Raw genomic sequence first — 15,259 nt, forward strand, 5'->3', positions numbered from 1 at the left:
CATCGTGGGGTCAGCGCAGGACGATGTCCACCGGGTTTGCCTCGGACCGCCAGGTGCCCTCGGCTCCCGGACGCGGAGCAATCACGGGCGCGGTCAGGACTCCGGAACGGTTGGTGCGCTTGTCCCGGAGGATCTCCGTCACCGACCCCAGGTGACGGGAGAGGTCGATCACGTTCTCCGGCGCGGCCAGCAGGAGCTGGAAGCCGAACTCGTGCAGGGCCTTGATGCCCGCGCCGGCGAATTCCTCCGAGGCGAGCACGAAGGCCTCGTCCATCATGACGGTGCCGTAGGTGGTGAAGCCCTGCTCGGCGATGCCCAGCTGGTAGCTCAGTGCCGCGGCCATGATGAACGCGGTGAAGCGCTGCCGCTCGCCGCCGGACATGGACCCGGTGTCCGCGTGCATGAAGACCTCGGTCTTCTTCGCGGCCTTCCCTTCCCCCTTGGGACCTGCCGCCTTGGACCCGGCGCCCCGGGCACCGCTGCCCTGCACTTCGCGGTGCTCCTTGCACTGGATAAACAGGTGCCCGCGGACGTCGAGCACCTCGGCCCGCCAGCGCCGGTCCTCCGGGGTCTGTGAGCCGAGCCGCTTCACCAGCGTTTCGAGGGACTTGTAGCGGTTGGTGAGCTCGGCGTCGTCGTCCGCCTCCGTCCCGGACGCCCCGGCCGCCGCGGGCTTGCCCGGCCGGGTATGCCGGACCCTGAGCGCGTTCTGGATGGCGTCCTTGAACTGCTTCGCCGTCGGGGGCAGTGTCTGCTTGATGTCGAGTTCCAGGAAGCTGCCTTCATGGAAGTTGACCTCGGACAGGATGCCGTTCAGCGGCAGGATGCGGCTCGTAATGGAGCGGCGTTCCTCATCCAGCAGGTGCAGCAGGGTGCTAAAGGATTCGTGCGTGCGCTGGTTGAAGAACTGCCGGAACTCGGCCTCCTGGGCGGGCAGTCCGTCGCTGACAATCGCGTGGTAGCGGGATTCGAACTCCCCCGCGGCGCCGATCGACGTGCCGTGGTCCGCGGAAATCGCCGTGCCCCATTCGCGGACGAAGCCCTCGAAGATGCGGGTGAGACGCTCCGAGGTGGCCTGCCCGCGGGACTCGGCCGCGTGCAGTTCGGCCAGGAGCCGGGTGCGGACCTGGTTGGCGAGGTTGTCCAGCTCGTACATTTCCCGGACGTCGCCGACGCCGGTGAAGTACGGTTCCAGCGCGGCGGCGCTGGTGTCCGACGGCGGCGACTGCGCCAGCCGGTCACGTGCACCGTCGAGCAGCGAATCAGCCGCAGTCAGCCGCGAATCAAGCGCCTTGTACTCGCTCTGCAGCACGGCCGCCGCCTCCGTGCTGGACTGGTGCTTCTGCCGCACGGCCTCGATGTTGGCCCGCAGCGGTTCGAGGTCCGCCTGCGCGGCGAGGGCGTCCTTGAGGCGCTGCTCGATCCGTGCAAGCTCCTCCGCGGCCACGGCTGCCGAGACCTGGTCCCAGGGCCGGTGGTCCTCGGCCACCCGGCGCAGGGCTTCCAACTGCCGGGTCATGCCCTGGTGTGACTCTTCCCGGGTTTGCGCGAGCTCGGCGGCCTTGGCCAGCTCCTGCTGCAGGTCCTCCACCTGGGCCGCCACGAGCTCCAGCTTGGCGGCGTTGTCAAAACCAAGGACGTAATCCTGGCGGGACGTGAAGCGGTCGTCCTTTTCCACCGTGTGGCGGTTGCGTTTGACCACGCCGCCCAGGCTCAGGCCCTTGTCGAGGCCGGCGAGCTCGTCCGGGTCTTCCACGCAGGGGTAGGCGAAGTCGAGCGCAATCCGTTCGCGGAGCCAGGCGCTGGCGTCCGCCAGCGCGTGGGCCTGAGGGCCAGCGGGCAGCCCGGCGTCGGTGAGGAAACGGAGCTTGGTCAGCAGGTCGCCGTCCGCCACGTCCTCGACGGCCAGCGCACCGCCGGACAGGGGCCGGGAGACGTCCACGGCTCGCAGCGCCCCTCGCACGGAGTGGTCGTTGAGGTACCGGGTCACGGCGGCAAAGTGCTCTCCCGGGACCAGCAGCGTCGTGGCAAGGCTCCGGAGCGCGCGCTCGGCGGCCGGGCGCCACTGTTCCTGGCCCTCGGCGAGGTCGATCAGTTCGCCGCCAAAGGGCATGTGCTCTTCCGGAACCCCGGTGGCCGCCGCGATGGCGCTGCGGTTTTCAATGCTCGACGGCGGCAGCAGCGACTTGCGCGTCTTCAGCGACACCAGTTCCTGCTGGGCCGCGGCAAGCTCGCGCTTCTTGGTCGCGTGGCCGTCAAACGCCTCGAACCTCAGCTCCCTGAGGGCCTCGGAATCGTCCTGGAGTTCGGCCGAGCGCGCGGCGGCATGGGCGTGGGCCTGGTCCCAGCCGGCGGCCGACCACTGAAGGTCCAGTCCGGCGTCGGAGAGCGCCTTGCGGGCCGCTTCCTCCACCTCCTGGCGGAGCTTGAGCCCCACCCGGGCGTTCTCCAGCGACTGCTCGATCGCGGAGATCGCGTTGCCGCCCTGGTTGTTGTACTCGCCCTCGAGTTGCCGAAGCTCCTTGGCGAAGCCGTCGCGGACGGCGCGTTCGGCGGCGAGGTCGCTGGCTTTGGCCTGGGCGAGCTCCTTCAACCGGGCCAGGGTCTTCTCGTGGACCGTGACGGCGAGCTGCTGCTTGTAGGCCTCGAATTCCTCGCCGGAAAGCTCCCGCAGCCGGTTCGCGTCCAGCAGCGCCTGCGCATACTCCTTGTTCAGCCCGGGGACGGGTGCCAGCTGGTCACGCTGCTGCCGGACGTCCTCGAGGCGCTGCCGGATGGACATGAGGTTGCTGAATTCCTCGACGACGTCGTCGGCGGCGGCCAGCGTGGCGGGTGCATCGAGGACCTGATCGCGGAAGAAGGTGTTCACGCTGCCGCCGAGTCCCTTGCCGGCCTGGATGACGCGCAGCAGCGGCAGGGCCTGGTCCGAGTTGATCCCCAGGAGGCGGCGGAAGCGTTCGGCGAACGCCTTGTGGACATCGAAGATCTGGGCATCCGGGAAGATCGCGTCCAGTGCGGACTTGGTGAACCGCTTGTCCGCGATGCCCTCGATCGCTGCGAGATCCAGCGGCTTGGTGTCGATCAGGTAGTACCGGCCGACGCTGGATTCCGTGCCGTTCTTCGGGAGGTCGAACAGCGCCGAGACCGTGACTTTGGTGCCGACGGCGTTGTCGAACGTCAGGGCGACGGCGGACCAGGTCGCCCCGGGGCGCTGGAAGGCGCTTGCCGAGCCCTCCCCGACCGCCTTGTCGCCCACTTTGCCGCGCATGTACGTGAACGTGGTGCGTTTGTCCTCGACAGCACCCCCGACCCGTTGTGCCGCGGCTTCATTGGAGCGCGGACGGGCATCGAAGACCCGAAGCATGGCGTCGAACAGCGTGGACTTGCCGACGCCGGAGTTGCCGGTCAGCAGGGTGCCGTTGCGGTCCACGTGCATTGTGTGGGCGCCATGGAACGTGCCCCAGTTGACCACCTGGACGAGGGCCAGGCGCATTTGGCCGGGGTTCGTGAGCTCGCCCATCGGCAGCATGGTTGCGATGCTCACTTGTTGGCCTCATTTCTTTCCGTGGTTGCGTTGGACGCCGACGGCGATGCCGCCCCCGCCCCTTCGCCGGACGGCTCTGCTGCAAGCAGCAGGCCGTCCGGCTCCGACAGGCCCGATGCCACTCCCGGGGCGGCATCGCCGTCGTCGTCGTTGTTCAGGTCACCTTGGGCGTCCGTAGCGGCTTCTGTGTCGTTGTCGGCGTTACCTTTGGCGACATTGCCGTCCTCGTGGCGGGTCGGCTCCGAATCGCCGTCGTCGTCCGGGTCGTCCGTGTTTGCCGGGGTGTCGGCGTCGAGCTCCAGGAGGGGTTCCGTGCCGGACTGGTCGGTGCTGGCTGCTACCAGAGCTTCGATGTGGGCCGGGATGTCGCCGATGTTCTCGAACGGGAGGGCCAGGGGGAGGGCGTTGGAGATGGTGTAGACCTCGTCCAGGCCGGTGGTGAGCAGGAGTTGGCGGGCCAGGAGTTTGGTGATGGCGCGGTTGACAACGTCGGAGTCGCGGAGGGCGTCCTGCTGGCCGGAGGGCTGGTAGTGGGCGACGAGTTCGGCGATTTCCTCGCGCGTGATCGTAGGGTCGGTCTGGGCAGTGACGTGGCGGTCCAGGAGCAGGCGCAGGCGGAGCAGGACGATGGTTTCGACCCGGCTCAGGGCGCGCTGCTGCCGCAGGATGCTGGACCGGGTGTTGCCGCCGATCGCCTCGGGGTCCACGGGGCGCAGGACGGCGACCTTGCGCTCGTGGTCCAGCTGCAGGGTCAGGAAGAGCTCGGAGAGGCGACTGCGCAGGATCAGCTGGTTGTCCAGAAGCGTGGTCCAGAGCTTTTCGTCGCGGCCGCCGTCGATGTACGGACCCTTGAGGAGCTTCACGAGCGCCTGCCGGACCTTCATCGGAAGCACGCCCGTGTCGCCCGGGAAGAGCGCGGCGCCGTCGACGAAGGTGTCCCGCGGGGTGACTGTGAAGGGGGCCTCGTGGACGTGCTGGGCGGGCTCGTCGGCTGATTCAGCCGGTGCGGCCGGGGCGGGCTCCGGGGCCGTGTCCACCGTGTCCGCTGCGTCAGGCGCTTCTTGGGAGAGTTCGGTCATCTTCAATCCTTCGTGAGCGTGACGACAGGCAGGAATGCCGTGCGGGTGGTGCCGTCTATTTGTTCGAATTCGATGGGCCCCCAGGCCTCGCGGTCGAACCCGGCGCCGTCGTGGAGGGTCTGCGAGAGCAGGGCCCGGATGGAGTTGATGTGGCGTTCCCCGGCGGGGAGCTGCGCCCAGGCCTCGGCCAGGGTTGAGGCTCCGGCGAGCGCGGCGCGGATGGCTTCCGGTTTGGCTTTGGCGGTTCGGGGCGAGCGGGCGCGGTCCGAGTCGGAGAAAGCGATCGGGTCGGCCAGTTTGGGCGGTGCCGCGAACTCGTCAGGGTCGAAGAGCTTGACCATGGCCAGGGACTCGAAGCCGGCGCTGTACAGCACCGGGCCGGGGACCAGGCCTGGCCGTTCGCGCTCGTAGGGCAGCGAGCGGATGGCCTGCTCAGCCTCCCGCAGGACCTTGCGGAGCCGGACGGACTGGCGGAAGTCGTCGCTCTGGACGTACGTGTTGAGGCTCTCGCTGAGCTTTCCGTAGATCCTCTGGATCTGGCTGTGCTGGCTGCGGAGCTCGGCCACCAGGTTCTTGAGGGTCTCGCGTTCGTCGTGGCTGAGTTCGTCCGCGAACTGCCGGCTCAGGACCTCGCCGATCGCGGACCGGAACCGCAGCTGCTGTTGCGGGTCCTCCAGGAACGCAGTGAACGAGCGGAAGGTCCGGCCTTCGGGGCTCTGCCGGAGCCGCTTGTCGGCCTCAAGCACCTGGGCCATGGTGGCCCCCTTGCTGAGGGATTCCTCGATGATCTGGTTGCGAAGGTCCCCCACGAGCTCTTCGATCCGGTCACGCATCTTCTTGTAGTCCGCGGGCAGGCTTGCGGCGAGGTCCAGGATGTTGCCGGCGGCCTCCACGGCCTCGTCGTCGTCGAGCAGTCCATCGAAGTCCCCGGAGCTGATGTCCTCCATCAGCTGGCGGCGCTCGTCGATCTCCTCTTCGAGGGATTCGAGCCGTGCGCTCTGGTCCGGGTTGGTCTCGTTGGCGAGTTTCTCGACGTCGCCCAGCAGGGTGCCGAGCCGGGAACCGTTCAGCGTGGACCGTTCGCTGGAGAGGCTGTCCAGGAAGGCGAGCACGCGGGCGGCGGGTTCGGTGACTTCGTAAACGATCTGACCCGACTGGTTGCGGCGGGTCAGGAAGTTCTTGCGGGTCCACTCGTCCGCGTACTTCTTGCCGGATGGCGTGCCGTTGGCCGGGCCGCTCTGCTGCTCTCCCGTGCCGGGGGCCTGCCGGCGCAGCTGCTCAAGGAAGGCGTCGACGTCGGCGTGGAACTCCTCGAGCGGCAGCTGGGCGCGGGTGCGCGTAAAGGATGCCTGAAGCACGGCGATCACCCACGGTGCCGAGCGCGTGAGGGCCCAGGCGGGTCCCTTGGTGAGCAGTTCGAGGTCCCGGAGCCGGGCACTGATGGCGTCGGCTGATGACACGGCGGAGCGGGACACGCACTCTCCTTCGGCTGCCAGAGGCTGGTTTGGGTTGGTGTTGCGGGGCAGCGGATTCGAAAAACTGCCAGCTACAAGGTTAACGCAGGGCTTCGGCCGCATTCATCGTGGCCTCCCCGACCTGGAATGACGAGGCGCCTGGGACTGGTGGGGCTGCCGCAACCGCGCCGTGACCTACGCATCGGTAGCATTTCGATCCCGTATCAAGAGGCGGTGAATGTGCAAAGGACCCTAGTTGAGCACGTCTCCGGCCCCCTAGTCTCGGGCTACTGGTTCAAACCGAAGCGATGGTGCAGGGGGAAGAATGCAGTTCGACCTAAGCGCAGTGGAGACGGGCACGATGGTGGTCATCGGGACCTTGGTGTTTGCCCTGTTGATCGGCCTCTTCATGATGGTGTCCGCCTTTGTGGCCATGGTGCTGCTGGGCGTGGGACGTCTCACCTGGTACCTCGTGGCCGGCGTGGTGGTGGGCATGGTCCACGCCATCAACCACGGCTGGGACCGGCTGGTCCACCACGCCTCCACGGTGGATTTGCCAGGCGATTTCCAGGTCGACTTCGGCACGGACTTCCGGGCCGAGTATCCGGGGCAGGCCGCCCCTAGCACAGGCACTTACCCGCGAGTAGTATTGCGGGACAGCTGAAGGGTCCTCCACCCCAGGCGGATCCAGGGCTCAAGCCGGCCACCCGGTTAGAGGAGATGCCCAGTGAGCTCCGCCATTGAAGACCCCGCCACCGCTCCCCAAAATCCCGCGCAGGGCACTCCGACGCCGGACTCTCCTGCGCAAGACTCGCCCGTGCCGCCGGAGCACATCGGCCCCGCCGCAACTGCCGCCGACGCGCGGGCCATTGCCGAGGCCGCCCGCGAGACCAGCTGGAGCCAGCCCAGTTTCGCGAAGGGCCTTTACCTGGGCAGCTTCGACCTGAGCCTGATCCACCCGTGGCCTGAGGCCCCGGCGGACGACGTCGAACGCGGCGAGGCGTTCATGGCGCGCCTGACCGACTACTGCCGCACAATGTCCGGACGCACCATCGAACGGGACGCCCGGATTCCGGACGAATACCTCCGGGGGCTCGCCGAGCTCGGCGCCTTCGGAATGAAGATCCCCCGCGAATACGGCGGGCTGGGCCTCACCCTCGTGTACTACGGCCGCGCTCTGGCACTGCTGGGCTCGGTGCACCCAAGCCTCGGCGCCTTGCTGTCCGCGCACCAGTCCATTGGCGTCCCGGAGCCGGTCAAAGTCTTCGGCACTCCGGCCCAGAAGAAGGAGTACCTGCCCCGCTGCGCCGCCGGCGCCATCACCGCGTTCCTGCTGACCGAGCCCGACGTCGGCAGCGACCCCGCCCGGATGGGCAGCACCGCCGTCCCGTCCGACGACGGCGCATCGTACGTCCTGGACGGCGTCAAGCTGTGGACCACCAACGGCGTCATCGCCGAACTCGTCGTGGTCATGGCACTCGTGCCGCCACACACCGACGCGGACGGAACCCGCCACAAGGGCGGCATCAGCGCATTCGTGGTGGAAATGGACACCCCCGGCATCACCGTGGAGCACCGCAACGCCTTCATGGGTCTCCGCGGGATCGAAAACGGCGTCACCCGTTTCCATCAGGTCAGGGTCCCCGCGGCCAACCGGCTGGGCCGCGAAGGCCAGGGCCTGAAGATCGCCCTCACCACCCTCAACACGGGCCGGCTCTCGATCCCAGCACTGTGCGTCGCCTCGGGCCGGTGGAGCCTGAAGATCGCCCGGGAATGGTCCAACGCCCGCACCCAGTGGGGGCGCCCGATCGGCCAGCATGAGGCTGTGGGCAAGAAAATCGCCTTCATCGCGGCCAGCACTTTCGCCTTGGACGCCGTGTTCGAACTCTGCGCGGAAATGGCCGACGCCGGGCAGAAGGACGTCCGGATCGAGGCGGCGCTGGCCAAGCTGTGGTCCACGGAGATCAGCTGCCTGATCGCCGACGAACTCGTGCAGATCCGCGGCGGCCGCGGCTTTGAAACGGCCGATTCCCTCGAGGCCCGCGGCGAGCGCGCCGTTGCGGCTGAACAACAGCTCCGCGACTTGAGGATCAACCGAATCTTCGAGGGGTCCTCGGAAATCATGAAGCTGCTGATCGCCCGCGAAGCCGTGGACGCGCACCTGGCCGCCGCGGGAGACCTCGCCTCGGCAGACGCCCCCCTGTCGGACAAGGCGAAGGCCGCCGTCGGCGCCTCCGGCTTCTACGCAAAGTGGCTGCCCAAGCTCGTGGCCGGCGCCGGCATGGACCCGAGGTCCTACAGCGACTTCGGCCGGCTCGCCAAGCAGCTGCGGTACGTGGAGCGCTCCTCCCGGCGGCTGGCACGGCAGACCTTCTACGGGATGGGCCGCTGGCAGGCCAAGCTCGAGCACAAGCAGGCATTCCTGGGCCGGATCGTGGACATCGGTGCGGAGCTGTTTGCCATGGCGGCATGCTGTTCCCGCGCCGAGATGCTCCTGCGGACGCAGCCGGAACGCGGTGCCTCCGCGTACGAACTCGCCGAGGCATACTGCGAACAGGCCCGTGTGCGTGTGGACGAATACTTCGACCGGTTGTGGCGGAATACCGACGACGCCGATCATGCCCTGGCCCGCAAGACACTGGGCGGCGACTACACCTGGCTGGAGGCCGGCGTCCTTGACCAGTCGGAAGGGACCGGGCCGTGGATCGCGGACGCCAGCCCACGCGCCTCGGTAAAGGAAGACCTGCACCGCAAGTACCGCTGACAGATCGCTGGGCCACCCCCGACGTACCAACAACGGATAGTAAGCATCCTTGCTAACCGGAATCCGCCGTGGTTAGGTGGACCCGAGACCGGCACCCTGACCGTGCCCGGGTCAACCAGCGAAAGTGAGCAATCCTCATGAGCAGCACAGCAGGCCCTGACGACAACACGCCCCGCCGCGTCGTGCCGGAGGACGGCACGGCTTCGCCGCGAGAACCCCGCATCCATGACGCCATGCAGGACGCCACGCGCGAAGAACGGGTTGAAGAGGCGCCGCCGCGCGCGAACCGGACCGATGCCACGCGCCCGTTTCCTGCCACACCGGTGACGGCCGTCCGGCGGCACGACGAACCCGTCCGTGAATCGGTCCACCCCGTCCACGAACCACTCCGTGACGCCGCGGTGGCCGAGGCGCCGACCCGCGAAACCGTCGTGGCCCGCGAGAAGGAGCAGTTCGGCGGCATCAAGGTCGGCTCAGCATTCTTCGGTTGGCTGGCCGCCACGGGCACTGCCGTACTGCTCACCGCACTGGTCGCCGCCGGCGGCACCGCCGTCGGGCTGGCCACCAACACCGACGTCAACGACGCCGTCAACCAGGCCGCGGGCAACCAGACAATCGGCTTGGCCGGCATCATCGTTCTGCTGGTGATCCTTCTGGTCGCCTACTACTGCGGCGGGTACGTGGCCGGCCGGATGGCGCGCTTCAACGGCGCCAGGCAGGGCTTCATGGTCTGGGTCTGGGCCCTGATCGCCGCGATCGTGGTCGCTGTGCTGGGCATGGTCGCCGGGCAGCGCTTCAACATCCTGGCAAACCTGAACAGCTTCCCGCGCATCCCGGTCAACGAGGGCGAGCTGAACACCATGAGTATCATCGCGGCGGTCGTCGTTGCGGTGGTTGCCTTGGTGGGCGCAGTGATCGGCGGCCTCGCGGGCATGCGTTTCCACCGCAAGGTGGACCGGGCCGGTTTCGCGCCGGCAACTACGGCCGAAGAACACCCCGCCGGAAACTCACGTCAGCCGGACACGACGCCGTCAAGGTAGTACCAGCGCCTGCCCTCCCGCACAAAGCGGCTCGTTTCGCGCTGCACGCCGCGTTCGCCGTCGTGCCGGTAGTGCGCCGCGAATTCCACCGTGCCTTCGGTGTCCAGCGGACCGCCGCGGCTGGTGGAAAGGATGTCCAGGCGGCGCCACTGCATGTCGGCATCCAGCCCCAGCGCAGCGGGCCGGGTGGTCGGATGCCACGTGCGCAGGAGGTACTCCTCGTCCCGGACGACGAAGGCGCTGTACCGGGACCGCATGAGCTGCTCGGCCGTCGGCGCCTCGGCGTCCCCGCGGTGGAACCGGCCGCAGCAGTCGGCGTATTGCTCACCGGACAGGCACGGGCAGTTCCCCTCGTACGGCACGGCCGCCCGGCTCCCACCAGGGCTCGCCGGCGACGCGCCGTCGGGGTCTGAATCTGCTGCTGCGGCGTGCGTCACAAGGTGTCCTTCCGGCGGGCCGGACGACGCCGGCGGGGCTGACTTTGACTATAGACGCCTGCCCCGCGGCGCCGATCCCCGCTCGCGGGTAACGGCTTCGACACATCTTCGCCGGGGGCAGCGGCGGCGACACGTGGCCGGGCGAAAAGTACGTATTGTTAAGAGCGGCTCCTGCCCGCCACATGGTTGCGGCACGGACCGCGCTGCAGCAGGACGGCAAGGAGAGGTGACATGGAAGATCCAACGACCATTGCGCTGCACCTGACCTTTTTCGGGACCCTCGGGGTGGCGTTCGTCATGTTCCTTGGTCTCTTCCTGGTGTTTGCCGCAACTCTCGTCATTGCCGGGATCGGCCGGCTGGTAGCTGTTGTTGTGATGGCCGTCGCCGGGCTCGGCAGGCGCCCTGAAACACGCGACAATCCCTCGACAGCTACGAACCCCGGGCGACCTGCCGCGGCAGCCAAGCCGGCCCGTTCTTCCATGACAGGCGGGAAGTCTGCCAGGAACGCAACCAGGAACCCTGCCAAGAAGGAAGCTGCGCTGTCCCCGGAATGGGCCGCCGCCGTGGCCCGGGCCGATGCCCGCGCCGCCGCGAGGGCCAAGGCCGAGGCCGGCCCCGACGTCCGGGTCTCCGTCCGGGACCTGCCCAACCCCAAGGCGCCGGCGCGGGACATCACGGCAGTCTCAGCCCTCGTCGAGTCGGCCATGGACACCAACGGGACGCTCGGCGCCGTCCCCCGGGCTTTCAAGAAGCCGCCTATGCCCGCCGCGAAGTCCATGCTGGACACCGGCTCGCTCGTATCGCTGCACGGCAGCCTTCCGGTCGGGAAGGCCAAACAGCAGGCCCCGGAGCGCAAAGCCGGCTGAGCCCTTACCCCGGGCGGGCAAGTCCGCTACGTTGGAACCCATGGAATTCAGATACCTCGGGAACAGCGGCTTCAAGATTTCAGAAATCACGTTCGGCAACTGGCTGACCCATGGCTCCCAGGTGGAGAATGACGTCGCCACCCAGTGTGTCCGTGCCGCGCTCGACGCCGGTATCAGCACCTTCGACACGGCCGACGTCTACGCCAACACCGCGGCGGAGACGGTCCTCGGCGAAGCCCTCAAGGATGAACGCCGGGAGTCACTGGAAGTCTTCACCAAGGTATTCGGCCCCACCGGCCCCAAAGGCCACAACGATCTCGGCCTGTCCCGCAAGCACATCATGGAAGCCATCAACGGCTCCCTCCGGCGGCTGCAGACCGACTACGTGGACCTTTACCAGGCCCACCGCTACGACTACGAAACGCCGCTGGAAGAGACCATGCAGGCCTTCGCCGACATCGTGCGGCAGGGCAAGGCCTTGTATATCGGGGTCAGCGAGTGGACTGCCAACCAGATCCGTGACGGCCATGCCCTTGCCCAGGAACTGGGCATCCAGCTGATCTCCAACCAGCCGCAGTACTCCATGCTGTGGCGGGTGATCGAGGCCGAGGTGATTCCGACGTCGGAGGAGCTGGGCCTGTCCCAGATCGTCTGGTCCCCCATGGCGCAGGGCGTGCTGAGCGGCAAGTACCACCCCGGCAAGCCGGCTCCCGAAGGCAGCCGCGCCACGGACACGAAGGGCGGCTCGCGGATGATCGAGCGCTGGCTGTCCAACGAGGTCCTCACCGGCGTCCAGCAGCTCAAGCCGATCGCAGACGAGGCCGGGCTGACCATGGCCCAACTCAGCATTGCCTGGGTGCTGCAGAACAAGAACGTCGCCTCGGCCATCATGGGCGCGTCCCGGCCGGAGCAGATCGAGAAGAATGTGGCGGCCGCGGGCGTGACGCTGGACCCGGCGATCATGGACAAGATCGATGGCGTCATCGGAGCCCTGGCCGAACGTGACCCCGCGCAGACCAAGTCGCCGGCCTCCCGCGAAGCCTAGGGTCATGACCAACGCCCCCGAGCTCGCCGTCACCGGTTCCACCGGCCACCTGGGCGGCCTGGTGGCCCGGCTGCTGGCCCGGGCCGGCAGTCAGCAGCGGCTGCTGGTGCGGGACGCCGCGCGGGCGCCCGAGCTCGACGGCGCCGTCCCGTTTGTGACCACGTACGCCGACCGGGAACAGGCGAAGGCGGCCCTGGCAGGCGCGACGACGCTGTTCATGGTCTCCGCCGCCGAGGCCGAGGACCGGCTGGAACAGCACTCCGCCTTCGTCGATGCTGCGGCCGCAGCGGGCGTCCGGCACATTGTGTACACCTCATTCTTCGGGGCGGCGCCGGACGCCACGTTCACCTTGGGCCGGGACCACTTCGCGACGGAGGAGCGGATCAAGGCCTCCGGCATGGACTACACGTTCCTGCGCGACAACTTCTACCTGGACTTCCTGCCGTTGCTGGCCGGGGACGACGGCGTCATCCGCGGCCCCGCGGGCGACGGCGTGATGGCCGCCGTCGCGCGGGCGGACATTGCCCGCTCGGCCGTCGCCGTGTTGCGGGACCCGGTCCTGCACGTGGGACGGACCTACGATCTGACGGGCCCGGAGGACATCTCGCTGGCCCGCGGCGCGGAACTCCTGACCGCCGGAACCGGCCGGACCATCACCTTCCACAACGAAACCCTGGAGGAGGCCTATGCCTCCCGCGCCTCCTACGGTGCACCGCCGTGGCAGGTGGACGCCTGGGTGAGCACATACACGGCCATCGCGGCCGGCGAACTGGCAGGCCCCACCTCCGCCGTACACGAGCTGACGGGCCGCGAACCGCTGAGCCTCGAACAGTTCCTTGCGGAGGCCCACACGTTGTAGGCCGCCGCACTGGACCTACAGAACCCAGTATTGACGGCGTCCGGGGCGCGGCGTAGACCTGAATTCAGGTGACACCGGCCAAAAACGGGCTGGGCCTTCATAAGAATCGCAGCGCGCCATGCCAAAGCAAATGTCCCGACACTCCGCTGTCCTGAAGAGTCCGCGCCGGCAGGCCGGGAAACCCCGGCCGCATTCCGGCGAACCCACCCACGGCCCGCTGACAGCGGAGGAACTCCAGCTCGCCGTGCGGAACCATTCAATGCCGCTCGAAGCCCTGCGGAAGGACACCACGCCGCCGGGGCTGCACTATGTGCTCACCCACTTCGACATCCCGTTCATCGATACCGACCACTGGCACCTGCAGATCGGCGGCGCCGTGCAGCGGTCCCTGGAGCTGAGTTTCCGGGCTTTGCTTCGGGCTCCCAGCATCACCATCCCCGTCACGCTCGAATGCGCCGGCAACGGCCGGTCCCTCCTGCGGCCCCGCCCGCTGAGCCAGCCGTGGGTCCTGGAAGCAGTGGGCACCGCTGTGTGGACCGGCGTCCCGCTCGCCTATCTGCTGACCCAGGCCGGCGTGGAGGACGACGCCGTGGAGGTGCTCTTCAGCGGAGCGGACGCCGGGGTCCAGGGCGGCGTCCGCCAGCAGTTCGCCCGGAGCCTCCCGATCGAGGAGGCCCTGCGGCCCGACGTCGTGCTCGCCTACCGGATGAACGGCGCAGAGCTGCCGCCGCAGCACGGTTATCCGCTCCGGCTGGTGGTCCCGGGCTGGTACGGCATGGCGAGCGTGAAGTGGTTGTCCTCGATCAAGGTCCTCACCAGACCCTACGACGGTTTCCAGCAGGCCGTGGCGTACCGCTACCAGGAGGACGCGGACGACGCCGGCACTCCCGTGACGTGGATGAAGGTGCGTTCGCTGATGGTTCCGCCGGGCGTTCCGGACTTTTTCAGCCGCAGCCGGATCCTGCCCCCGGGACCGGTATTGCTGACCGGCCGGGCCTGGTCCGGGCAGGGCGCCGTGCAGCGCGTCGACGTCGGGATCGACGGCAAGTGGGCGCCGGCCCATCTGGAGCACCCGCCCGCGCCGTTCGCGTGGTCCGCCTGGTCAATGCCGTGGGTGGCCGACCCGGGCGAACACGAGCTCAGCTGCCGCGCCACCGATGCCAGCGGCGCGGTGCAGCCGCTGGAGCCGGTGTGGAACTACCAGGGGATGGGAAACAACGTGGTCCAGCGGATCAAGGTCACCGTCGGGCAGTAAACCGCGTGCGGTGCCCCCGGGGCCGGGACCTAGCGGCCGCGTCCCAGATGCTCGGCGTTCAGTTCGTCGAGTTGCGCGTCCGTGAGGTCATCGAAGCCGCGGGCCTCGCGTTTGTCGCTGCGCGAGAAGCGGATGAACATCAGGATGATGAGCGGCAAATCGACAATCTCGCAGATGAACCATAGAACGTCGCCCGCCAGCTGCTGGTCGCGCAGGGCGTCCGGAAACCAGCCCAGTGAAGACTGCCGCGTCGTGACGTGATCCAGTACCTGGCCGTTGAGGCGCAGCAGGATCCCCGGAACGGCGTCGACCAGCAGCTCAATGAAGACAAACACGAATTCCAGGATGAAGAACGCGCTGGACCGGCGGAAATCCGCTTCCTCGATGATCGGCAGGGCCATCAGCATGCCCAGCAGCGGAACCCCGACGGTCAGCAGCGACTCGGCCAACGGCGCAGTACGGAGGGTGTAGAACGCCGGCGTAAGGAAAGTGGAGAACAGGGCAAGGCCAAGGAGCGGGGCGGCCATGGAGTTGCTCACAAACCGCACGGCGCGGTGCGCGAGTACATTATTCAGCCGGTTCACGCCCCCCGGCGGCAGGGCGGCGCGCGCCAGGGAGATGGGTTTTCCCAGGCCGACCAGCAGCGGCACCACGAAGAGCATCAGCGAAATCTTGAGCGTGAAGGCCCACCGGAGCTGGGCGCTGTAGACGCCCGGGAACCCGCACGTCAGCACTGTCAGGAACCCTAGGCCCAGGAGATAGAACGCCAGTGTCCGCCATACGGGCTGGCGGTGCCCGCGCGCCGCTGCGGCCTTCAGGCCGAGGGCGTAGAGCACCGCCGAAGCGCTGATGAGGGCAGCAGCAGCCCAGTCGATCTGCCAGGCGGTGAGGACTACATCAAGGGGTGGCACTGGC

Annotated in this window: 11 protein-coding genes and 1 pseudogene; 7 read left to right on the plus strand and 5 right to left on the minus strand. The window is 68.2% G+C overall.

Features of this window, described 5'->3' with window-relative positions:
* Nucleotides 1–10: 10 nt before the first annotated feature.
* From C9424_RS09710 to C9424_RS09720, 3 genes and pseudogenes are all read right to left on the minus strand, one after another.
* Nucleotides 11–3,544: an ATP-binding protein gene (locus C9424_RS09710; protein WP_116766656.1), complete on the minus strand. Its 3,534-nt coding sequence runs from the start codon at nt 3,542–3,544 to the stop codon at nt 11–13.
* A 251-nt stretch (nt 3,545–3,795) separates the two neighbouring features.
* Nucleotides 3,796–4,623, minus strand: a pseudogene (locus C9424_RS09715) (DUF4194 domain-containing protein); the annotation flags it as partial.
* 2 nt (nt 4,624–4,625) lie between these two features.
* The gene (locus C9424_RS09720) at nt 4,626–6,098 is read right to left on the minus strand and encodes a DUF3375 family protein (RefSeq protein WP_116766657.1); all 1,473 of its coding nucleotides are present in this window, start codon (nt 6,096–6,098) and stop codon (nt 4,626–4,628) included.
* A 304-nt stretch (nt 6,099–6,402) separates the two neighbouring features.
* On the opposite strand from C9424_RS09720, the gene C9424_RS09725 reads away from it, so the two are divergent.
* The 3 genes from C9424_RS09725 to C9424_RS09735 all read left to right on the plus strand — a co-directional run bounded on the left by C9424_RS09725 (nt 6,403) and on the right by C9424_RS09735 (nt 9,881).
* The gene (locus C9424_RS09725) at nt 6,403–6,741 is read left to right on the plus strand and encodes a hypothetical protein (protein ID WP_116766658.1); all 339 of its coding nucleotides are present in this window, start codon (nt 6,403–6,405) and stop codon (nt 6,739–6,741) included.
* Nucleotides 6,742–6,894: 153 nt separating this feature from the next.
* Nucleotides 6,895–8,841: an acyl-CoA dehydrogenase family protein gene (locus tag C9424_RS09730; RefSeq protein ID WP_116766782.1), complete on the plus strand. Its 1,947-nt coding sequence runs from the start codon at nt 6,895–6,897 to the stop codon at nt 8,839–8,841.
* Nucleotides 8,842–8,978: 137 nt separating this feature from the next.
* Complete coding sequence (locus tag C9424_RS09735) at nt 8,979–9,881, plus strand: hypothetical protein (RefSeq protein ID WP_116766659.1); 903 nt, start codon at nt 8,979–8,981, stop codon at nt 9,879–9,881.
* On the opposite strand, the gene C9424_RS09740 is transcribed toward C9424_RS09735, so the two are convergent.
* Entirely contained in the window at nt 9,854–10,243 is a 390-nt protein-coding gene (locus C9424_RS09740; protein ID WP_116766660.1) for a YchJ family protein, read from the minus strand. The genes C9424_RS09735 and C9424_RS09740 overlap by 28 nt on opposite strands.
* Before the next feature lie 306 nt (nt 10,244–10,549).
* On the opposite strand from C9424_RS09740, the gene C9424_RS09745 reads away from it, so the two are divergent.
* The 4 genes from C9424_RS09745 to C9424_RS09760 all read left to right on the plus strand — a co-directional run bounded on the left by C9424_RS09745 (nt 10,550) and on the right by C9424_RS09760 (nt 14,344).
* Nucleotides 10,550–11,185, plus strand: a complete 636-nt coding sequence (locus tag C9424_RS09745) for a hypothetical protein (RefSeq protein WP_116766661.1) — start codon at nt 10,550–10,552, stop codon at nt 11,183–11,185.
* Between the two features lie 40 nt (nt 11,186–11,225).
* Entirely contained in the window at nt 11,226–12,230 is a 1,005-nt protein-coding gene (locus C9424_RS09750) for an aldo/keto reductase family protein (RefSeq protein WP_116766662.1), read from the plus strand.
* Nucleotides 12,231–12,234: 4 nt separating this feature from the next.
* Complete coding sequence (locus C9424_RS09755) at nt 12,235–13,089, plus strand: SDR family oxidoreductase (RefSeq protein ID WP_116766663.1); 855 nt, start codon at nt 12,235–12,237, stop codon at nt 13,087–13,089.
* Nucleotides 13,090–13,207: 118 nt separating this feature from the next.
* A complete protein-coding gene (locus tag C9424_RS09760; protein ID WP_442862026.1) occupies nt 13,208–14,344 on the plus strand; it encodes a sulfite oxidase in 1,137 nt (378 codons plus the stop codon).
* 29 nt (nt 14,345–14,373) lie between these two features.
* Here the strand turns inward: C9424_RS09760 and C9424_RS09765 are convergent, their stop codons facing one another.
* Complete coding sequence (locus C9424_RS09765; protein WP_116766665.1) at nt 14,374–15,255, minus strand: cytochrome c oxidase assembly protein; 882 nt, start codon at nt 15,253–15,255, stop codon at nt 14,374–14,376.
* Between the last annotated feature and the right edge of the window lie 4 nt (nt 15,256–15,259).

This window comes from Arthrobacter sp. H-02-3 (assembly GCF_003097355.1).
GTDB lineage: Bacteria > Actinomycetota > Actinomycetes > Actinomycetales > Micrococcaceae > Arthrobacter > Arthrobacter humicola.

Bases quoted from the DNA above. Each gene is read 5' to 3' on its own strand.
- C9424_RS09750 (WP_116766662.1), top strand. From the start codon at position 11,226: ATGGAATTCAGATACCTCGGGAACAGCGGCTTCAAGATTTCAGAAATC.
- C9424_RS09760 (WP_442862026.1), top strand. From the start codon at position 13,208: ATGCCAAAGCAAATGTCCCGACACTCCGCTGTCCTGAAGAGTCCGCGC.
- C9424_RS09725 (WP_116766658.1), top strand. From the start codon at position 6,403: ATGCAGTTCGACCTAAGCGCAGTGGAGACGGGCACGATGGTGGTCATC.
- C9424_RS09745 (WP_116766661.1), top strand. From the start codon at position 10,550: ATGGAAGATCCAACGACCATTGCGCTGCACCTGACCTTTTTCGGGACC.
- C9424_RS09735 (WP_116766659.1), top strand. From the start codon at position 8,979: ATGAGCAGCACAGCAGGCCCTGACGACAACACGCCCCGCCGCGTCGTG.
- C9424_RS09755 (WP_116766663.1), top strand. From the start codon at position 12,235: ATGACCAACGCCCCCGAGCTCGCCGTCACCGGTTCCACCGGCCACCTG.